13 protein-coding genes are annotated in these 21068 nt (G+C 40.3%); 6 read left to right on the top strand and 7 right to left on the bottom strand.

Annotation, left to right across the window (positions count from 1 at the left end; genetic code table 11):
- Positions 1 to 50: 50 nt before the first annotated feature.
- Positions 51 to 791, bottom strand: a complete 741-nt coding sequence (locus VF06_RS21180) for a metal ABC transporter ATP-binding protein (protein WP_099071347.1) — start codon at positions 789 to 791, stop codon at positions 51 to 53.
- 224 nt (positions 792 to 1015) lie between these two features.
- Here VF06_RS21180 and VF06_RS21185 point away from each other — a divergent pair, with 224 nt between their 5' ends.
- Together VF06_RS21185 and VF06_RS21190 are read left to right on the top strand one after the other, a co-directional pair.
- Complete coding sequence (locus VF06_RS21185) at positions 1016 to 1987, top strand: metal ABC transporter substrate-binding protein (RefSeq protein ID WP_244918158.1); 972 nt, start codon at positions 1016 to 1018, stop codon at positions 1985 to 1987.
- 173 nt (positions 1988 to 2160) lie between these two features.
- Positions 2161 to 2493 (top strand): hypothetical protein, encoded by a 333-nt coding sequence (locus tag VF06_RS21190; RefSeq protein WP_099071326.1) that lies wholly within the window; start codon positions 2161 to 2163, stop codon positions 2491 to 2493.
- Between the two features lie 94 nt (positions 2494 to 2587).
- Here VF06_RS21190 and VF06_RS21195 read toward each other — a convergent pair whose 3' ends face one another.
- Together VF06_RS21195 and VF06_RS21200 are read right to left on the bottom strand one after the other, a co-directional pair.
- On the bottom strand, positions 2588 to 3475 hold the full coding sequence (locus tag VF06_RS21195) for an alpha/beta fold hydrolase (RefSeq protein WP_099071327.1): 888 nt from the start codon (positions 3473 to 3475) through the stop codon (positions 2588 to 2590).
- A 146-nt stretch (positions 3476 to 3621) separates the two neighbouring features.
- Positions 3622 to 4131: a HugZ family pyridoxamine 5'-phosphate oxidase gene (locus tag VF06_RS21200; RefSeq protein ID WP_099071328.1), complete on the bottom strand. Its 510-nt coding sequence runs from the start codon at positions 4129 to 4131 to the stop codon at positions 3622 to 3624.
- Between the two features lie 505 nt (positions 4132 to 4636).
- Here VF06_RS21200 and VF06_RS21205 point away from each other — a divergent pair.
- Positions 4637 to 5614 carry an SGNH/GDSL hydrolase family protein gene (locus VF06_RS21205; RefSeq protein WP_099071329.1) on the top strand — a complete coding sequence of 326 codons (978 nt, stop codon included), beginning with the start codon at positions 4637 to 4639 and terminating at the stop codon, positions 5612 to 5614.
- A gap of 252 nt (positions 5615 to 5866) precedes the next feature.
- Here the strand turns inward: VF06_RS21205 and VF06_RS21210 are convergent, their stop codons facing one another.
- Positions 5867 to 6817, bottom strand: coding sequence for an AAA family ATPase (locus VF06_RS21210; protein ID WP_099071330.1), 951 nt, complete (start codon positions 6815 to 6817; stop codon positions 5867 to 5869).
- 33 nt (positions 6818 to 6850) lie between these two features.
- Entirely contained in the window at positions 6851 to 7945 is a 1095-nt protein-coding gene (locus tag VF06_RS21215) for a DUF4350 domain-containing protein (RefSeq protein WP_099071331.1), read from the bottom strand.
- A gap of 254 nt (positions 7946 to 8199) precedes the next feature.
- Here VF06_RS21215 and dpdE point away from each other — a divergent pair, with 254 nt between their 5' ends.
- Positions 8200 to 11502 carry a protein DpdE gene (gene dpdE / locus VF06_RS21220; protein WP_099071332.1) on the top strand — a complete coding sequence of 1101 codons (3303 nt, stop codon included), beginning with the start codon at positions 8200 to 8202 and terminating at the stop codon, positions 11500 to 11502.
- Positions 11503 to 11654: 152 nt separating this feature from the next.
- Positions 11655 to 12539, top strand: a complete 885-nt coding sequence (locus VF06_RS21225; RefSeq protein ID WP_099071333.1) for a DUF4351 domain-containing protein — start codon at positions 11655 to 11657, stop codon at positions 12537 to 12539.
- 373 nt (positions 12540 to 12912) lie between these two features.
- On the opposite strand, the gene VF06_RS21230 is transcribed toward VF06_RS21225, so the two are convergent.
- Together VF06_RS21230 and VF06_RS21235 are read right to left on the bottom strand one after the other, a co-directional pair.
- Positions 12913 to 15069 carry a WYL domain-containing protein gene (locus VF06_RS21230; protein ID WP_099071334.1) on the bottom strand — a complete coding sequence of 719 codons (2157 nt, stop codon included), beginning with the start codon at positions 15067 to 15069 and terminating at the stop codon, positions 12913 to 12915.
- Between the two features lie 298 nt (positions 15070 to 15367).
- Positions 15368 to 18976 carry a DUF4912 domain-containing protein gene (locus VF06_RS21235; protein WP_099071335.1) on the bottom strand — a complete coding sequence of 1203 codons (3609 nt, stop codon included), beginning with the start codon at positions 18974 to 18976 and terminating at the stop codon, positions 15368 to 15370.
- Positions 18977 to 19327: 351 nt separating this feature from the next.
- Here VF06_RS21235 and VF06_RS21240 point away from each other — a divergent pair, with 351 nt between their 5' ends.
- Positions 19328 to 20974 (top strand): DUF6798 domain-containing protein, encoded by a 1647-nt coding sequence (locus VF06_RS21240; RefSeq protein ID WP_099071336.1) that lies wholly within the window; start codon positions 19328 to 19330, stop codon positions 20972 to 20974.
- Positions 20975 to 21068 lie beyond the last annotated feature (94 nt).

The raw sequence follows: 21068 nt of genomic DNA on the forward strand, positions 1-21068 counted from the left end.
GCATTAGTTATCCTCCATCTCCCCATCTCCCCATCTCCCCATCTCCCCATCTATGCCGCATCAGAAAAGTACATCACTTTCCCACCATAGGCAAGATTGAGATTTTGTTCTGTGAGTACTTGTTGGCGGGAACCTGTGGCTACTAATTCACGATTTAATAATATTAAGTCGTCAAAATGAGCGATGGATTCTCCTAAATCGTGGTTGACTACCAGCACGATTTTGTTATCAGCAGCGAGTTCCTGAAAAACTTCAAAAACAATTGATTGGGTTTTTTGATCGATGCCCACCAAAGGTTCATCAAAACAAAAAATTTCTGCTTGCTGGGTTAAAGCACGGGCTAAAAATACCCGCTGTTGTTGTCCTCCTGATAATTGTCCGATGGGGCGATCGCAATATTCAATCATTCCCACTCTTTGGAGGGCATTTTTGGCTACCTGGCGACTAACTGATGAGAAGCTACGCAACCATCCTGTTTTCTTCACTCTTCCCATCATCACTACATCCCAAACTGTAGCGGGATAAGTCCAGTCAATTTGGCTGCGCTGTGGGACATAAGCAACTCGATCTAGTTGTTGCGTTAAGGGTTTACCCTGATACAGTATTGTGCCGCTAGTTACTGGAACTAAGCCCAACATTGCCTTCATCAACGTACTTTTGCCTGCACCGTTGGGGCCAAAAATACCCGTCAATCTTCCCGGTTTGACAATACAGTTAACGTCCCTTAAGGCTTCTTGTGTGCGGTAATGTACCCCTACGTGGGCGATGTTAATTGCTGCTGTGGAACTCATATCAGAAGCCTTGATAGTTTTTGCCGATAATTCTCGTGTATTTACTGGAGAGAAAAGAAATTTACCTGGAAAAAGGACGTTTTTCATAACTGCTTTTAAATATTCATTTCTTGAGCTTACTATAAAAATGAGAGAAATATGAAAAAATCTATAAATAGATGTAATATCCGAGATAAATGAAACTAATACCACAGAAAGAGGGGAGTAACCCTCACGGCAAGGTAATGGGTAACGCGAACAAGAAGAAAATTCTTTTGCGGGTTTGTTTGGGAATGCTTGTGCCTTTGGCTTTATTTAGTTGTAGCCAGAAAGACTCTAACCGCAACACTACCAAGGGAGAGAGTCAGCCACGAGTGGTTGCAACCAGTACCATCATTGCTGATTTAGCACAAGAGGTTGGAGGGGACGAAATTCAAGTACGTGGAATCCTCAAACCGGGTACAGATCCGCATGTTTACGAACCAATACCAGCAGACACTAGGCTTTTGGAACAAGCAGACTTAATTTTATATAACGGCTACAACCTAGAACCAGGATTGATTAAGTTAATGAATGCTTCTGGTGAAAAGGCGCGGAAGCTACCGGTGGGGGAAGCTGTTAAATCTTTGCAGTTAGACAAAGGCAAAGGCGAAGTCGTCCCAGATCCTCATGTTTGGGGTAGTGCGGAAAATGCCATCGCCATGACTAATGCCATTCGCGATGCTTTGATTGAATTATCACCTGAAGATAAAGAAGAATTGACTCAAAATGCATTGCAACTGACTAATGAATTAAAACAGTTGCATAGTTGGATTAATCAACAGATTCAAACTATTCCAGCAGATAAGCGCAGACTAATCACAACTCACGATGCATTTCAATATTATGGACGTGCCTATGGAATTGCGATCGCAGGTACATTAATCGGCATTAGTACCGAAGAACAGCCAAGCGCACAAACAGTCAAGCGGTTAGTGGATTCAGTTAAAAAAATCGGCGTTCCGGCAATTTTCGCTGAAACTACAATTAACCCAGCTTTAATTAAAACTGTTGCCCAAGAAGCAGGAGTGAAATTAGCACCACATCAACTTTATTCTGATTCAATTGGGGCCAAAGGAAGTGATGGAGATTCCTACATTAAAATGATGGAGGCAAATACCCGCAGTATTGTAGAAGCATTAGGGGGAAAGTATACGCCCTTTCAACCCAAGAAATAAATTAGTTATTTCTCAAGTCAGAGGTTTCTAAATAACCTCTGAACTAATATCTAACTAAAGACATGTACTTATTAAATCTATTCTGAAACTCTTTCTAGAGAAAGAATTTTTTATGGCTTTGATTTCCTACAGTGTTACTAGTAAACACACATTTATTAGTACCTCAAAAAGCCATGACTGATAATAAACAAGAAAATCAAATCCATCAACCAGTGAGTGAAGATTGGCATTCTCGCGAAGAACCAACTGCTAAGGAAAGAAACCTAACTGCAAATCCTGGGGATAGAATCGCTGATGAGTCTCAATCAATTGAAGAAAAAGCTCAACAAATAGCTGTAGATTCACCAGATATTACAGGAGACCATATTACAGTTCCGACTTACTTTGTAGTGGATGAACCCGACGGCGAAAAGAAAGCACTCCACCACGTTAAAGATGCTGAAGAAATTTCCGACGTAATTCGTCAAGCGCGAGTTGACGAAAATGGAAATAGAATTTGGTGGTAGTCGGCTATTGAAAAACTCAAGGACAAGGGGATGGGAGTGGTAAGTTGGTATTAGGAATTATTTTCTCCACACCTCCCCATTCTCCAGTTCCCAGTCACCCCAGATATCGCTGCAATAGACCAATCACAATTTCTGGTACTTCCAAATGAGGTAAGACTCCAGCATCGGCGATCGCTTCAAATTTTTCAATTGTATTTGTATTTAAATTTGCTAATCTTTGTCCTGTTTTAATGTTAGTAAATTGTGCTTTTTCTCCCCAAAATATCACGGTAGGGATTGTTAGTTGTCGAATATATAAACTCAAATCAAAATAAAGGTCGCCACGCAAAAATCCTAAAGCCGCAAATTTAGCATTAGGTTGTTGGGCAGAAGTTAAATAAGCTTCTACCATTTCTTGGGATACTCGTTGTGGTTTGGCAAAGAGAAAACTTTGTAAAAAGTTTCGGACTGCAATTTCATTTTCTGCACCAAGATGATAAATCAAATCATCTAGCACTGGTGTATTAATTACTGAAAGCGGAAGTCTGCGTCCACTACCTTGTCCAAAGTCATTAAATCCAGAGGGACAAACCAAAAATAATCTCTGGAATAAATTTGGTTGGGTAATCGCTAGGCGGATAGCAAAAGCGGCGGTTAACGACGAGGCTATCACTGTGACTGGTTGGTGACAAGTTTGGCTGATAAATTCAGCAATGGTGCTGAGATAATCCTTAATTTGATAATCTCTGACTGGATGAGCCGATTCTCCCCAGCCAATTAAATCGGGGGCTAGAATTTGGTAATTCCAGGCAAAAGCCGGGTAAACTTTAGACCATTCATAGGCAGATGCGCCACCACCAAAGTTATGCAGAAATAGAAGTGGCGGTAAATTTTTAGTGTCAGTCAGCGCCCAAGGAGCATTCGTTTGGGTGTAATAAACCATTGCCCCCAAGGATGTATGGATGACTTTATGTCCAAAGCCAGGAGGTTGAAACTTAAGCATAAAGTTAAAAAATTGAGCTTTATGGGTTCGTTGATAATTGATAATTCAGCGATCGCAATTCAGCACCTCATAATCAAAAGTTATACCAGTTGTGCTGATAATTGAATTATTTTGGTTAGTGAATTATGAATTCTGATTTTTGACATTTATTGTTGCTGTTGGTCACTATCTTTTGTAATATGAACAAGTTGATGCAGGTTATCACCGCTGATGCGATAAGCTGCTCCAAAACCGACTACAAAACGGCCTTCGCGGGGAGTTAGCTGAAAAATCCGAAAATCGGACAAGCCTCGCAAAATCTCTATAATTTGACCAAATCGCTTTTCAAATTGGTCAACAATTTGATTCCACTTATCAGTTTCCCGTTCTATCAAGATTGCCGTACAATCAAAACTCAAACGGGTACGGGCAAAAATTTGGTTACTTTTAGCTTCATCCTCAATAAACAAAACACTAATAAGAGGATTAGCATGGAGATTTTTGGTGTGAATCGTCAGACCACTGACGTAAATATAAATATTTTTAGCATCATCCATCACAAAGGGAGCATAACTAGCGTTAGGTATTCCTTCTGCGCTAATGGTGCTAATAATTATACTTTCAAATTGTTCGGGAAACTTTTCGTACTCAGCTTGAATGTTTTCTACTTGACTCATAAGTAAATTACCGTTTAATGATTAACAAGCAACATGGAAGGGGAACCAATAAGAAAAGCAACGTTTTAACAGTGGTATTGGAACACAGACAAGGTTTTAAAAAGCACTTACGCCTCTGATAAAAACACGTTTTTTCCAGTAAACTTTCAACCACAACTAAAGTTTTTATTGCTGTTCGCTTTTCTTGTAACAAGTGATTCTGTATTCTAACGTGCTTGAGCGATATGTAGGACAATAGGGTTCGGGGAAAGGGGGAAGGGGGAAGGGGAAGGGGGAAAGGGGAAGGGGGAAAGGGGAAGGGGAAGTTCATACTGCTTATCTGAACCTTATAGTCGCCAGAGACTCCCCAATCTACATTTTTTCTTTCATCAGAGTTATCAAAGAGGGTTAAGTATTGTTCTAAATCTTCATGAATCTGGGATAATACTGACAAATTCTCTGGCTCGTACTTGAGACAAAAAGCGATTATTTTTTAACTTTTCTATTCCCTACTCTCAATTTTATTATGAAAAAACAATTGTTGACCACAGCATTTTTTATGTTGTCTTTGATGTGTCCACTTAAAGTTTTGGCACAAAATTATGACGATATCTATGTTTTTGGTGACAGCTTTTCTGATACAGGTAATGTATTTAATTCCACAAATGGGATTATTCCTCCAAGCCCGACTTACTTCAAGGGACATTTTTCTAACGGCCCAGTTTGGGTAGAGTATCTCGCCTCTGAGTTAGGGTTAACTTTTAATCCCAACAACAATTTTGCCTTTGGTGGTGCGACTACAGGATTGGATAACTTAGGACTAAGTTTTTTACCAGGATTAAAGCAACAAATTAATGAATTTACAACACTCAATAAATCCGCCGATCGCAATGCCCTTTATGTTATTTGGGCGGGTACTAATGATTACCTAAAGTACTTTTATAATGATACTCCTAATCCAACAGAAACCGTAGCTAATTTATCCTCAGCAATAACTTCATTGACTGAGGTGGGTGCTGAAAATATTCTAGTAGTTAACTTACCAGATTTGGGAAAATTTCCAGTTACAGGTGACAATATTCAAACAGCAAGCATACTCAGCAGTTTCACAAATGCACATAACTCCAATTTAGCTGCAACTATTAATTTGTTGAATCAACAACTAAGTCCTGAAACTAAGATTATTCCTTTTGATATTAATTCTTTATTTAATCGCATCATTGCAAATCCAAAAGAATTTGGTTTCACAAATGTCACTGATTCTTGTGTGGGAGAATTATCGGTAGTACCCATCGAAGTTACGGTGAAGCCAGTTGTATGTGAACCAGACAAGTTTTTATTTTGGGATGAAATTCATTCAACAACTGCGACTAATCAACTAATTGCAGAATTCGCGTTTTCCGCCCTCCAGCCGGCTTCGGTTCCTGAATCTTCCACTGTGTTAGGAGTGTTAACAGTTAGCGGTTTATGTGGGCTATCCCTTCGCAAACGTCGCAGTTATTAAGCTGTTGATGGTTGACGGTTGACGGTTGACGGTTGGCTTGTAAAAAACCTTATGTGATGTCCGGTTAATCAAACTAAATAAAAATGTTTGCTTGTAGTGTACTCCTACGGGGAAGCAAGCTACGCGTAGCGTCTGGCACAGAGGACTTCAGTCCTAGCTTGAGGACTAAAGTCCTCACTACAAACTCTTTCTTATGGGTGATTTCGCGGACATCAAGATAATTTGTCATGTCATCTAAAATCCAAAATTACATCACCTTGGAACCGGTACTTGATTAATTACCGACGCAATTACCGCGTCGATTTGTAAACCATCCAGCATTGCTTCTGGTTTCAAAATCAGTCGATGGCGTAGCAATGGAGATGCAACTGCTTTGACATCATCTGGTGTGACAAAATCTCTTCCAGTTAACCACGCTAGGGCTTGAGATGTCTGCAACCAAGCACCAGCGGCGCGAGGTGATGCACCCAAAGTTAAATCGGGATATTGACGCGATACTCTCACTAATGCCAACAAATAATCAACGATCGCTTCTGATACTTTAACTTCTTTGACTGCTTGTCGCGCTTGCAAAATATCGGCTACTGTGGCTACTGGTTTCAAACGGCTAATGTCTAAGCGCTTTGCTGCAAACCCCGCCTGACGATTGAGTAACATTTGCTTTTCAGCTGCTTGGTCGGGATAATCTACTACTAATTTAAATAAAAATCTGTCTAATTGTGCCTCTGGCAAAGGATAAGTTCCCTCAAATTCTAGGGGGTTTTGGGTTGCAATCACCCAAAATAAATCCGGCAAGGGTAAACTTTCACCATCCAAAGTTACCTGCATTTCTTCCATCGCTTCTAGCAGCGCCGCTTGTGTTTTCGGAGGAGTGCGGTTAATTTCATCTGCTAGCAGTACTTCTGTAAAGATTGGCCCTTTTTTTAAAGTAAAATTACGGCTATTTAAGTCAAAAATATTTGTACCAGTGATATCTGATGGCAAGACATCTGGTGTTAGTTGAATTCGGCGAAAGTCACCTTGGATTAATTGTGCTAACACTTTGACTAACAGAGTTTTACCAGTCCCCGGTACTCCTTCTAAAATTATATGTCCACCGGCTAATAGTGCCACTAAAAGTTGTTGTATGAGGCTGGATTGTCCGACAATTACTTGTTTAAGACTTTCACCAAGGTCAATTAAAATAGCATGGGTTTGGTTCATAATATGAATTTTGGTATTAGTCATTTGTAGGAATTACGAATTACGAGTTAATCTTATACTTCGCCATTTTCCCAACCAGCTTAACAGTTCTTGTTCCTTGATGGGCTGTTTGTGCGATCGTAGCTTTAAAACTGCATCTAAATCCGCGCCACTTGCACCTGTTTTTTCTACCCAGACATTAACTAAAGTTTGGTGTTCTAGGGGTACTTGACTTAATCCCAAGGCTTTTTGCAGTTGCAATTGTTCTTGTTTACCCACCATCTCAATTACAAAGTCTGTGGTGTCGGCTTTTTGCAACACCAAGGCTAAGGCTTGGATGTATGCCTCGCTGTTGTCGGCGACTTGTGTATCTAAAGTTACTGGTTTGCCAAAACGGCGATTCTGCGCCCAAATTAGTACTAATAGCACGATCGCTACTTGGATTGATATTGGAAATAAAGGGGTTTTAGCAAAAAAACTAGACAAATTTCCTTCGCTTTCTTTTTGTCTGACATCAGGATCTTTATAACCGTGAATGTATTCATCCACAAGTATTGTGTTGTTGTTTTTATTGACTAAATCAGCTAAATACTTAAAATTACTTAAATTATCTTGATAGGCGTTGGCGGCTAAGTAAGGAGTGGTAGAAAAAATTACTTTACCTTGTTTGTATGTTTCTTGCCAGACAATAGCACCAAAGCGATCGCCTAAATCAATTTGTTTTTGATTAACTTTTCTATTGCGTCTGCGGGTCTCAATTTTAATATCTCCTTGGGGAGATTTTTGCAGGGTGCTAAAATCTGATTCTGTGACTCGCCCGCCAACACCTAAAATTACTAAAGTATTTCCTTTTTCTATCCATTCACGTTCTTGAATATCGAGGCTTGTACCTCTGGGTTCGCTGGTAACCACAACAAAGGTAACTGGACTGTCCTCTGGCGGAATTTCACTAAAAGGTTTTTGCCAGCGCTGAATTGAAACTCCTTGTTTTTGCATAAAATTATACCAAGCCCCATAGCCGTTGGGATTTCGATTGTAAGTAGAACCGCCAGTAATTTTGGTATTATTAGGAGCTGCTATTAAACTCAGTAAAACAATGGCAGCGATGGCAATTACAGCCATCCAAGCAAGGCGATTTGAACGTTTCATTTTTCAGTTTCACTTATGAGAATGTTTCCGATGGGATTTGTGGATTTTTCTAGACATTGGTTGGAAGTACGGTGCGGTGGCTGTGGCAATCATAACTAATTAACAGAACATGATATAAATGAAATTTACAGTTCGCCATATTGAAAAACTCTAAGAGCAGTTTATTGTCTATAATGAGATTTGCCAAAATTGCCAGATACGGCTGAATAAACTAATTTGGAAATTACTTTAAGTCTGTTTAGGGGACTGGATCTATGATTAGAGTTGGTTTATTAGTACAGTCCCAGAATAATTATTTGGGTATAGGAAAAGTTGCCGAAATATCTGAGACTAATGCGACTGTTGAGTATTTTTGCTCTTTGGGGCAACGTCTACAAAAAACGTTACCTCTAAGTTCGCTTTCTCAAGTGCGGCTTGAACCCCAAGCACGATGCTATATTAAGTCCGAAAACCCAGATAAATGGATAATTGGCAGAATTTTCGCCTGGGACGAAGATACAGAAGAATATCAAGTTGATTTACCAGACAAGAAAACTGCAATTCTGACGGAAGAAGAAATTTATGTCCGTTGTAATTTACCGAACACAGACCCCATTGAAACTTTAGCGATGAAGGGTCACGAAACGCCCTATTTCCACGATAAAAGATTGGCTTTTGTGAAATCTTTGATTCAGCAACGCGCAGTCAGTCGCGGGATGACGGGATTAATTTCGGCAAATATTAATCTTTATCCCCATCAAGTTGAAGTTGTGCGGCGGGTGCTAGAAGACCCAATTCAACGTTATATCTTAGCAGACGAAGTAGGACTAGGAAAAACCATCGAAGCGGGTGCAATTCTGCGCCAATTTCTGTTAGATGAACCGAAAAAAGGTGCGGTGGTCATAGTTCCCCAATATTTGCTGCAACAATGGCGCACTGAGTTAGAAAACAAGTTTTACATTTCTCATTTTCCCAAACGAGTAGCGGTACTAGCTATTGAAGATGTTCATAAAATTAATCTGAGAGCGAAGATTGGCTGTTTAATATTAGATGAAGCCCATCACATCGCCGCAATGGCGACCTCTAAAGATGCAGCAGTGCGGCAGCGTTTTGAGACTTGTAAAGAACTAGCTCACAAAAGCGATCGCTTGCTTTTATTATCCGCTAATCCGGTTGTGAATCACGAGCAAGATTTCTTAGCAATGTTGCATTTGCTCGACCCCACAACATACAGACTACAAGATTTAGCAGGTTTCCGTGCGAAAGTTGCCAGCAGTCAACAAATAGGAAAAGTGCTGTTGGCTTTGAGAGAAGATGCAAAGCCTGTGGTCTTGAAAAATAATTTGCAGGAATTACGCAAATTGTTTCCTGAGGATAAGTATTTACTCAATTTAGCTGATGATTTAGAAAATTCTTTAGAAGAAAATACTGCAAAAGCCAATCAAATTGTCCAAACAATTCGCAGCCACGTCAGCGATACCTATCGATTATATCGGCGGATGCTTCGCAACCGTCGGGCGGCGGTGGAAGATGTGATATTTGACCGCAATTTTACGCCCAAAGAAGAATATGATTTAGATGAGCGATCGCTCGATATTCACGAATTCATCAATCAATGGCGTAGTGTTGCCCCCAAAGAAAAGCAATATCAGCGAATTTTCCTGTTACTATTTTTAGCTGCGGGTACTTGGTTAGGCATTTTAGAACAAGTAATTACCAGCCGCTTAACTGGAAAACCCCATGTGAAATTGAGTCAGGAATTTAAAGAAGATGATATTCGCCTATTAACTACAACTCCTAAATTTTCCGGCGAAGAAGAAATTTTGCAATCCATATTCAAGATTGTTCGTCAACCAATGGAAGACGGAGAACGCAAAGAAAATTTAAGAACAGTATTGCTAAATCAGCTAGGTACATACTTTAAAATTCCGGCAAACGTCCGCAGAAATCAAAAAGAATTTCTCACCAGAATCCAGCAGAGAATCAAGAGACCAATTGCAGGGGATATTTTCCCCAAATTTATTATATTTACCAGTTTTGCCCAAAGTTGTGCAGAAATTGTCCGCTATTTATCTGATACCTTTGGTAACCAGGCGGTAGTCAGCCATCAATTTGGAGAATCACCGGATAAAGTCGAGTCCGGGTTAAATAGATTCAAAAACGATGCCAACTGCTTTATTTTAGTATGCGATCGCTCTGGAGAAGAAGGGCGTAATCTCCAATTTGCTGATTGGTTAATTCATTTCGATCTTCCTTGGTCGCCTAATCAATTAGAACAAAGAATTGGTAGGCTTGACCGCATTGGTAGTAAAATAGGCATCCAATCTTGTGTATTGATTGGCCCTTACTTAGAAGATAGTCCCCACAACGCTTGGTATCAAGTTTTAAAAGATGGTTTTGGGATTTTTCAACAATCAATTGCTAGTTTTCAGTTTTACGTAGATGAAAAATTGCCAGAATTAGAAGCAGCTTTATTTCAATCTGGTGCTGCTGGTTTAGTGGAAATGATTGAGCCAATCAAAGCACAAATCCAAGCCGAAATCATCAAAATTAGCGAACTCAATGCTTTAGATGAAATTGACGCCACTGATGAAATGGCAACCGAATATTTTCAAGATTTAGATAATTATGATGCTCGTCATTTAGAAATGAAACGAGCAATTGAAGGCTGGATTTGTGATGCGCTGGGTTTCAAACCAACGACTCACCCAGATTTTCCAGAAATGAAGCGCTATCAACCGATAACCCGTACTTTGGTGCCGATAAATGAATTAAAAACTCGTTTTGCTGACAGTTATTTAGACAAATATGGTACTTATAACCGCAGAATTGCCAACCAAAGTTCTGATGTTAAACTCTTGCGAATTGGAGAAGGATTTGTCGAAGCACTGTTAAACTATATAGATTGGGATGACCGGGGTCAAGCCTTTGCCATGTGGCGCACTGATGCATCTTGGGACGCACAACAAGGCAAGGAATGGTTTGGTTTTCAATATAATTATATAGTGGAGACAAATTTAAAAATTGCCAAACAAGTTTTAATTGAGAATAAACTGGATAATTCTCAATACAAAATCTTGCAGCGACGTGTAGATGCTTTGTTTCCACCAATTATGGAAACTATCTATGTTGATGGTCGCAAGCAACCAATATCTGTTGTGGAAGATCCAGTGTTGTTGGATATCTTACAACGTCCCTACAAAGATAGAAACAATAACCAACAACGAGATTACAATTTGGCAAAAGAACGATTAGAAATTATTGACAATTTTGTCGAACCTAGTAAATGGCAAAATTATTGCTATGAAGTACGTAACGCTTCTTTAGCTTTACTTTCCAATCGTCCTGATTTTATCGAATTGTGCGAAAAACGTAGCCTCATTGCCGAAAAGAAATTAAGCAATAGAGTAGAACAATTAAACTTGTTGTTAAATCAACAAAGTTGGGATCGAGCATTAGCTGAAGAACTCAAAATAGAAACTGCTTTAAGTGCCGCTATTTTAGAGGGAATTCGCCGACCGCAAATTAAACTTGATTCAGTAGGGTTCATTATCGTATCAGGGCGATCGCTGGGCTAATTTTGGTGATATAATGTCTAGTTAAATAGCCTTAGTAATGTAACTAACCCTACCCTCTCTCAAAGGTAGGGTTTTTTAGTACTTTAAACCAGAATTCTTGGTATAAAAAAATACTCAATATTCAATTAAATGATAACTTATTAAATCTCGAAATGGCAGAATATGACAACCTGTGTAAATTACTTGCAGAACAATATCCCCGTGATTTTATTCGGTGGTTATTGAATCAAGAACCGCGCACAATTAAAATTTTAAAAACCGAATTGAGCATTGAACCAATTCGCGCTGATTCTGTGACATTCTTGCAAATAGAAAATCGCATTTTACACCTGGAATTTCAAACTACAATTCAATCTCAAACACCGATTTCGTTGCGGATGTTAGATTACTATGTCCGGCTAACACGTAAATACCAAGTTCCAGTTACACAAGTAGTGATTTTCTTGCAAGAAACTAATGATGAAATTGCCTTTACTACAGAATATGTTAGTGAAGTGACAACTCATCGTTATCGAGTTATCCGAATGTGGGAGCAAGATTCAGAACTATTTATGAATAATGTGGGATTGTTACCCTTAGCACCGTTAACGCGAACGAATTCAGCCCCAAGGTTATTATCGCAAATTGCAGGAGAAATTGCTAAAATTCCAGATATTGAAACTAGAAAAAATACAGCTGCATACACGGAGATTTTAGCAGGGTTAAAGTTTGAGAAAGATTTGATTCTGCAATTATTACGGGAGGAAACTATGCAAGAATCAGTGATTTATCAATATATTTTACAGAAGGGCGAACAACGCGGCGAACAACGCGGCGAACAACGCGGCGAACAACGCGGCGAACAACGCGGCGAACAAAAAGAAGCACTGAAATTTTGTCTACTTTTACTTGATGAACGCTTTGGTGAAATTGATTCGTCAATTATTGAGCGAGTGGAACTTTTAAATAAGGAACGCTTAGAAGCATTGGGTAGAGCTATTCTGCGATTTTCATCGTTATCTGATTTAGTAAGTTGGTTAAACCAGCAAGAAATTTGATTTATTAAAATTATCAAACAGAATAAAGGCGTCAGTCGTCAGAATTCAGTTAGGTATTCTGTATGACTGGCGGATAGCGCAGCGTAAAGCCTGCGGCATGGCTTCGCTTAGAGCGACGTAGGAGCGTCTGAATAATCGGCGTTTTTGCACCCCCACCAAATTTTCAATTTGGTGGTCTTTAATCAGTCGCGGGTCTGAATCCCCGACTGATAGCGCAGCTAAGCCGTGTCCGCGTACCCCTCGTCTCGTAGAGAGCGTCTTTATTCTGACTCCTGTTAGCGGTAGCGGGGCGTTTAGCCCATTCTGACTTCTGAATTCTTCTTCAATTGTAAATCAACTGGAGTGGAGAAGCGCGGATTTATCCCGCGTTGTCTCAACTTCTTAAAATACCCTCGGTTTTAGCCAGAGGAGAGTCATAATTCCCTACAATACCCCGACCAATTTTTTCTATCTTCTGCACCAACTCCTGTGGTTGTTTCACCTTAACATCTCCACCAAAGCCAACAATCCATCTCAACAAATCAAAATCATCTAATGTCCACTTAGGAAATATTGCCTGAAAACAGTGTGGAAAATTATCATCACCAGTTCCATTTAAGCAAAACAAAGACTCAGGAAGATTACTAGTTGTTTTGTGAATTGGGGGGGACATTTTCATGTCTGCGAACCGTTTTGTCCCTTCAGTAATAAAAGGATAAATGCGGCTGCTAAACCAAAGTTCCACTGTGACACTAACTTGCATTCGCTGGTTTTCATCAGCACTGAGAAATTGTTTTTGGTCAGTACTGCTATTTCCTAAGTGCATTCCTGCACCGGCTTTGAATAATTTTTGTAATTTTTGTAATGTCTTTTCTTGTTGTTTTCGACTGCGTTGTTGAGTTTGAAGTCTCCCTAAAAACAATCTATCAAGACGTTCAAATCTCAGCAAACCAGAAGTTTCACCGTTGACACACTCATAACCCAAATACCAAGCAAAGTTACAAAAAACTATTTGCAATGGATAAGCTAAGAAAAAGTCTTTTTCATCTCCTGCGTATCTACCCACACCCATAAATCGTTTTAATTCTAACAGTCTTCCTTCTACAATTGCTGTTTCCAATTGAGAGAGATTATTACTTAAGGCACTGCTATGCAGATGTTTGGAGTCTACAATTGAAGTATTAGCGATCGCTCGCACTGGATAAATATTTTCAGTATTCTCAATTAAATGATTTTGTAATAATCGCTGCTTAAATATTTCATAGATTGCTAAAGCTTGAGGATCGCTTAAACTGTTGGCTTGGGATTGAATAATATTGAATAATTTGATTAATTCTGGTTTAGAAAAAATCCCCGTACCAGCAAAATAACCATTACGCATAGGAAACTCCGGTAATATTTTATATGGCTTGAAAACTTTTTCAATATCTTTCCGAATAGTAGCTTCTTCGGTATCAGGATTGTAAATTATTCCGCCTTGTGCAAGGGATTGAGTCAAAGTTTTTAAGCTACCCCCACCTGTATTAGCTAAAAAAGGGTAGTGGAGAATAAAGCGAATTGTATTGATTAAACGCTGAAAAACCTTTTTATCTGAGTAGGAATGTATGCCACTTAATGATGTTAATTCACAAGTATCAATTTCTGGGGTATTTTGATGATTGACTGGAAAATTACTATTGATAATTCCTTGAGTTTGTAGCCATTCTAAATCAGCAGCGATGGCATCTTCCCTGGCATAAACCATACCCCGCAATTTGGCCATAATAACAGTAATTTCTTCCAGTGAGTTAACAAAATCTGCAACATAGCCAAGAATGTTTTCTAAAAGTTTTGGCTGAGTTATGTGGAACTCACCAATACCAGGATAATTAATAATTAAGTAGATTAAATACATCAAACGCTCAAAATCCACCAGATGACTGTAACGATGAAGTGTGATGTTTGCATGACGATTTTGAGAATTGATAATTTGACGTGGAATACCTGCAATTAGTTTGGCAATTTGCTGTTGAGAAAATTTCGGTGAAGTGACGTTGATTTTATTTATTGCGGCAAATCCTTCTCCGGTAATTGGCGGAAAATCTTGCAGCTGTTGATACATACTCTCAATCACATTTGGCGGAACTTGGCGTTGGCGTTGTTGATTCCACTGAATACAAGTTTGCAAAGAAGTTTCTAAGTACCAACCAATCCAATTAAGTTGGGGTAAATTGCATTGTCTAAGTTTGGTGTTTACTTTTAACAAAAAATCCATCCGAAAACAACGCTTACAATTTGTAGCGTCATAGATAACACTTTTACCCAACTTCAATGCTGTACAAATAGCGTTAATCGCAGTGGATTCGATTTTGTGCCATTCCCCTTGAATTGTGGCATCACCATATAATTGTTGGCGAATTTCATCAGTAGAAATAATTTCGTAATTTCCCAAACGAGATATCAATTCCGCAAAGGTAGATTTACCGCTTCCTGGTGTTCCAATGAGAAAATGAGCGAAAGTTTTGCAGTCATTTTTTGCTGAGTGTTGATTGGGAATTGGCGAAATTGGCATATCAGGTAAAATTTTCTAGTGATATCCAATCTTAAAGCGATATCCTACTTTGTAGAATAATGTTAATGCGAATGACAATTTTTAATCAGCAACACAAAAATTAAACTGTTGGGAAAAGGGTAAGGGGTAAGGGGTAAAGGGCAAATAAAAACCCTTTTCCCTTTAACCTTTTCCCTTTCCCCCCTATGAGCAAAAGTAACTTTTGCAAGAGGTCTATTTTTTAAAGTTGTCGCGTAATTCCTACAAAAATTGAGCGCAGGAAACTTGCGCTCAACTTTTTGCAAAATCGAAAATGGTATCAGCTTTCGTAAGTTTCTTGGGAGAATTTCTTATGAATAGTTTTTGGTGATTCTCCATCCGCAGCTACTGTGATCAGATAGTCCATTAAACCATCGGAAAAGGGAAGACGGAGGTGGAAAGTACCGTCGGGTTTGATTTTGACGGCGTTACCACCAATGGCTACGGTTGTATTGGGTTCGGTTGCTCCGTGAATAATTAATTCAGCATCTGCAACAAACCAAAACTCTCCTTGAGGACGACTAAAGACGCGCACAATTTCCGAACGCGCCACGGTCAACCAACCATCGCCATCTGCAAGATAACCAATTTCCGCGATGTAGTTGCGATCGCTTACAGGAATCGCCACAAAGCGATCGCTTGCTACTTCTTCACATTCGTACTGCTGTACGAGTTGGGGAGTTTGGTAACTCAAGTCTATGCCAGTGACATCATACAGCCGCACTGCCAATTGAGAAGCACCTTGTTGTTGCAGTGCTTGTTTTTCAGTGGGAGAAATACACCAGGAAACATAAGCCCACTTGGGAGTACGCGGTGTTAGTACAATAGTGCTTTCTTCTTGGGTATCAACTGTTTCCTCCACGATGGGGTCTGGTTTTACAGGACTAAAGACACGCACAATTGCAGAACGTCCCAAGGAAAACCAAGCATCGTCTTGTGCAAGATAGCCGATTTCAGCGATGTAGTTGCGATCGCTTACGGGAATTTCCACACTCTTGTTGAGCAATTCTTCGCTTTCGTACTGTTCTACAAGCTTGGGTGTTTGGTAACTCAAGTCAATGCCAGTGACATCATACAACCGCACCAGCAATTGAGAAATGCCCTGTTGTCGCAATGCTGATTTTTGGCTTTCGGAAATTTCCCAAGAGACATCAGCCAATTTAGAACTGCGGGGTGTCAGCACAATATGAATTTCTTCTTGGGTATCAACTGTTTCCTCCACAATGGGGTCTGGTTCCACAGCACTGAAGACACGCACAATTGCAGAACGTCCCAAGGAAAACCAAGTATCGTCTTGTGCAAGATAGCCGATTTCAGCGATGTAGTTGCGATTTGTTAGCGGAATTTCCACACTCTTGTTGAGTAATTCTTCGCTTTCGTACTGTTCTACAAGCTGGGGAGTTTGGTAACTCAAGTCAATGCCAGTGACATCATACAGCCGCACTAGCAATTGAGAAATGCCCTGTTGTCGCAGTGCTGATTTTTGGCTTTCGGAAATTTCCCAAGCAATATCAGCCAATTTAGGACTGCGGGGTGTCAGCACAATATGAATTTCTTCTTGTGTCTCGGCTGTTTCCTCCACAATGGGGTCTGGTTCCACAGCACTGAAGACACGCACAATTGCTGAATGGGCTATGGGGAACCAACGATCGCCTTCAGCAAGATAGCCGATTTCAGCTATATAGTCGCGATCGCTTGCGGGAATTTCCAGACTCTTGTTGAGTAATTCTTCGCTTTCGTACTGTTCTACAAACTGGGGAGTTTGGTAACTCAAGTCAATGCCAGTAACATCATACAGCCGCACCAGCAATTGAGAAACGCCCTGTTGCCGCAGTGCTGATTTTTGGCTTTCGGAAATTTCCCAAGAAACATCAGCCAATCTATGAGTACGGGGTGTGAGGAAAATACGGCTTTGTGGTTCCTCATACACTACATTAGTTGTCTCGGTTGTTATCGGTGCATTGTCAATACTACCAGCCCAGGCTCCAATTCCTGCTCCGGCTGCTAGGGCCGCGGCCGCCGCCAAGTCTGGCGATTCTTCTTCTGGTAAATTTACAGAAGGTTCGGCTGCATCTGCTACCACATTAAAAGCATCTTCTGGCAATTCTGGTAGTTCATTTTCCACCACCACGCCAGAATCTAATGAAGCTATATCTTCAGTTGAGGTAATACTTTCCAGCCATTCCAATTCTGCTTTGAGTTCTTCTTGGATTTGTTCTTCACTCACTTCTGTGTCCCAATACTCAAAATCTGAGGTTGCTTTGGGCACATCTGGTAATTCTGAGGCTGGGGTTGTCACCTCAGATAAAGGCAGTTCTTGATTCGATGTTTCTTCTGTAATATTAGGCAGTTGGGGATATGAAGTATTGACAACAGCGGCTGGGGCTTCTATGTCCCATGCAACTTCACCGGATTCAGGAAGATTTTGTTCGGTATTATTTTCTTGATTTGTATCTTGGGTGACGTTATCGTCTTTGTCTCCAAAGGTAGACCAAGTACCCGCCGCAATTCCGGTGGCCAAAGCACCACCACCCATTAAAGCTGCGGCTCCCAAGTTGTTATTCTCTGATACAGCTACGCTTGGGGTTGTGCCATTAGTAGATGATGTTTGACCATAAATTTGAAAAGGAGTGCGATCGCTGGTGTCTTCTTTTGGCACTTGGAGGGTGGTGTCAGCACTGACAACAGTTTCAGCGTCATCTGTGTTTGGTGGATCGGGATTCGGTTGCAGCGCATTGTCTGTTTTTTCACGCAGGGATGGCCGTCTGCCAAAAAACCACCACAGTAAACCTCCACCCACAGTGGTAACCAACAAAGGTAAAAGCAACCAAAATGGTGTTTGCTGATTGACAATGGGAGCTTTTTCTGGAGCAGTGGGAGCCACAAAGGGTTGTTCCCCAAATACAGAAGTCGTTGCACTGGGAGAAGCTGCGGTGGTTGGTGTGGCTTCTGTGGTTGGGGGAACTGCGGCGGTAGGTTGTGAAACTGTGGTGGCGATGGCTTCAGCTTCCGCGACTCTAGCTTGTTCTATGGCTTGCTCCCCTACTGGTGCAAGGGTAAAACCGAGAAAACTGGCGACACCCAAGGCGGGATTTTTTTTGTAGACGTAAACTAATGGTTGCGAGAAGGGATATTTGGCATCGTCTGGTAAGGTTTGATGTAATTGCAGAATTCGCACGTTTTCTAACTTGGAAATCTGATTGGCTAGCACATAGCTAATGCCGTCTTTACCCAATTGTTTAACGATTTCGGCGGTATTGTCGTCAGCTACTTGGGTAGCGTTGGAACCTGTGGCAAATTTCGCCGTTTTGAAAGCTGGGTAATCGCGAAAAGTATCGCGAGTATCGCTGGTTTCGGGGCGATCGATGACGCGAATCTTGGCATCAGGGCCGCCTAATTGCGACCAATTTGTAATTTGTCCCCGAAAAATCCGGGCGAATTGCCTACTAGTCAAACTTTGCTTGAAAGGATTCTCTGCACCTACCACAATGGCAATTTTTTCACGGCGCAAGCGCACTTGTTCCAGTCCTAGTGCTTTTTCTGCTGGCGTTAAACCACGACCGATCGCTGCTATGTCAATTTTGCCATCTAGCAAATCTCTCAAAGCCTTATCAGTACCATTGGCAGCAATTTCAACCTTTGTCCCCGAAAACTGTTTTTCAAAATTATCTTTAAGACTTTGGTTGATTGCACTCAAGCTACTTGAACCATCAATTCGCACTGTCGTTCCATTTTCCACTGTTTGCGGCAGTGGGAAAGATGGTGTTGGCGATGCAGATTGCGCCAGTGTAGGTGCTGAAACTACCATACTGGCCATTGGAGTCGTAGCTAAAGCAACCCATAATACCAGCTTCACTATTGAAGTATCTTTTTTTTGTTGTTTCCACATATGCCCGTTATTAAAGTAAATAATACAAAACCTACCAGCCTTAATCCTTGTCTTTTTATGGATTATGCAGGAGACCCGCTAATTATACATCTCTGTTATATTTCTTATCAGTTATCAACAGTACTTGTATTCATAAATACTTTTTTGTCATTTAAGTATGTTTTCCTTGGCTGACCAAAATTTTAATTCAATACAATCAACTAAAAATTAGTTAGATTTTATACAGTATTTAAGTATGGCTGGATAATGTCCATGCTTATAAAATTAGCTCAAGAATAAAGATAGTATAAACACGTATTAAAGATATGGTATCGAGTTCAATTAAAGTTTTGCTTAGGTAGTACAAAAGTTATGAAGTTTGTTTTTTTTGAAATGTTGAAATTACCAAGTATCAGCCAAAAAAGGTTTTTACACCAGAAATGGGCTTTGAAGAGTACGGACTGGCCGGTGTTAGAAATCATAGCAGTGTTAGGATTGCTGTGTCTGACAAATTTGTTGTCTGACATCATGGCCAGAAACGACATTGACGCTCTACCTTTAGCAAGACAGTTCGCCGATCCTAACTGGGTTCCGAAAGATTGGTCTGTTAATCAACCACCTGTTTATCGAATATTGTTTCAAAGCTTATTTGGTTCCTTCATAGCACATTGGGGATTTTTAGCTAGTTCTCTCATCGGCAGGTTTTTTTGCTACGCCTTGATAGCTTGGGGGCTAGTACTTATCGGTAGAAAACTCGGACTAAATTTGCTGTTGCAAATGTTAGCGGTTGCGATGTTTCTCAGAGGACATCAAGGTGTGGCTGCTGGAGAAAGAATTGTTGGAGTTCTTGAAACCAAAATATTTGCTTATGCAATGGTCATTTTGGCCATCGCATTTATGCTTAGAAAACGTTATCGCCTGATGGCTTTTTTGTTGGGGCTAGCAACTTCATTCCATGTTTTAGTTGGTGGTTATACAACTTTGTTTGCAACAGTGTTGATAGTTTTAAGACGAAAAATCTATTTTCCCAGTGGGCGGGAATTGGGATTTATGATTTTGCTATACCTGATTTCAGGTGTATTCGGTCTCAAAGCAGTCATCGAACAATTGTCTAGTCCAACACCTGCAAGCCCCATACCCATTTCTTATATCTATGTTTTTCTCAGGATGCCCCACCACCTCAATCCTTTATCTTGGCCTGCAAATTGGTGGATAACTCCTACATTTTATTTAGTGCTGCTTGTGAGTAGTGCTGTTGTTGTGTGGTTGAATCGTCGAACTCAAACACTACCAGAACAATTGGAAGAATACCAAGCTCAAATCGGACTTTTTCAGTTTACGCTCATCAGTCTAATTCCTTATGTATTAGGATTAGTTATTGCTCCATTTGATTCTCAAGGAACATTACTTCAGTATTATCTTTTCCGCGTCGGTGATGTAATGTTACACCTCAATGCCTGCCTATTATTTGCTTGTGCTTTAAATAGCATCTTCGCAAGTAGAAAACAACAAAAATTGTTGGCGCTGTTATGTACCATCGTAGTCAGTATCAGCATTGTTAAAGGATTTCATCACTTTAAGACAGAATTTCAATCCACACTTAATTTTCCTGACAAAACCCAAGAGGTAGACCCCCAGTGGAAAGATATGGCTAATTGGGTACGAAAAAATACACCAAAAAACGATATCTTTGTATCCCCTCCAGTTGAATTTGCCAACTTCATTTGGCTGACAGAACGTCCAACCATTGCTAAATATAAACTGATGGCTCAGACTAAAGCCGGAACATTAGAGTGGTTTTCCCGTATGCGAGACTTGAGTGGTAATTTTAACGGGGTCGATCCTTTGACTCACTTTAGCGAAAAACTGCTGACAGAAGGTTACAACAACTTAACAACCGACCAAGCTAAGGCACTGATGGTCAAGTATGACGCTAAGTATTTTGTAACTCGCATCCAACATCAGTTGGATTTGCCAATTGCTTACCGCAATCAATCCTACGTGCTGTATACAAAATAAGCCTTAAGTATTAGCTGAGAACAGATACTATTAGTATTTGATTTTCCAAAAACTCCGTACATCTGAAAAAACAGAAAATCCAATGTATTTCAGA

Origin of the sequence: Nostoc linckia z4, from assembly GCF_002608075.1 — a bacterium.
GTDB classification, from domain to species: domain Bacteria; phylum Cyanobacteriota; class Cyanobacteriia; order Cyanobacteriales; family Nostocaceae; genus Nostoc; species Nostoc linckia.

What these genes read in the sequence shown, in the direction of transcription:
- VF06_RS21180 (WP_099071347.1), bottom strand. Translation starts at nt 791, where the DNA reads ATGAGTTCCACAGCAGCAATTAACATCGCCCACGTAGGGGTACATTAC.
- VF06_RS21185 (WP_244918158.1), top strand. Translation starts at nt 1,016, where the DNA reads ATGGGTAACGCGAACAAGAAGAAAATTCTTTTGCGGGTTTGTTTGGGA.
- VF06_RS21190 (WP_099071326.1), top strand. Translation starts at nt 2,161, where the DNA reads ATGACTGATAATAAACAAGAAAATCAAATCCATCAACCAGTGAGTGAA.
- VF06_RS21195 (WP_099071327.1), bottom strand. Translation starts at nt 3,475, where the DNA reads ATGCTTAAGTTTCAACCTCCTGGCTTTGGACATAAAGTCATCCATACA.
- VF06_RS21200 (WP_099071328.1), bottom strand. Translation starts at nt 4,131, where the DNA reads ATGAGTCAAGTAGAAAACATTCAAGCTGAGTACGAAAAGTTTCCCGAA.
- VF06_RS21205 (WP_099071329.1), top strand. Translation starts at nt 4,637, where the DNA reads ATGAAAAAACAATTGTTGACCACAGCATTTTTTATGTTGTCTTTGATG.
- VF06_RS21210 (WP_099071330.1), bottom strand. Translation starts at nt 6,817, where the DNA reads ATGAACCAAACCCATGCTATTTTAATTGACCTTGGTGAAAGTCTTAAA.
- VF06_RS21215 (WP_099071331.1), bottom strand. Translation starts at nt 7,945, where the DNA reads ATGAAACGTTCAAATCGCCTTGCTTGGATGGCTGTAATTGCCATCGCT.
- dpdE (WP_099071332.1), top strand. Translation starts at nt 8,200, where the DNA reads ATGATTAGAGTTGGTTTATTAGTACAGTCCCAGAATAATTATTTGGGT.
- VF06_RS21225 (WP_099071333.1), top strand. Translation starts at nt 11,655, where the DNA reads ATGGCAGAATATGACAACCTGTGTAAATTACTTGCAGAACAATATCCC.
- VF06_RS21230 (WP_099071334.1), bottom strand. Translation starts at nt 15,069, where the DNA reads ATGCCAATTTCGCCAATTCCCAATCAACACTCAGCAAAAAATGACTGC.
- VF06_RS21235 (WP_099071335.1), bottom strand. Translation starts at nt 18,976, where the DNA reads ATGTGGAAACAACAAAAAAAAGATACTTCAATAGTGAAGCTGGTATTA.
- VF06_RS21240 (WP_099071336.1), top strand. Translation starts at nt 19,328, where the DNA reads ATGAAGTTTGTTTTTTTTGAAATGTTGAAATTACCAAGTATCAGCCAA.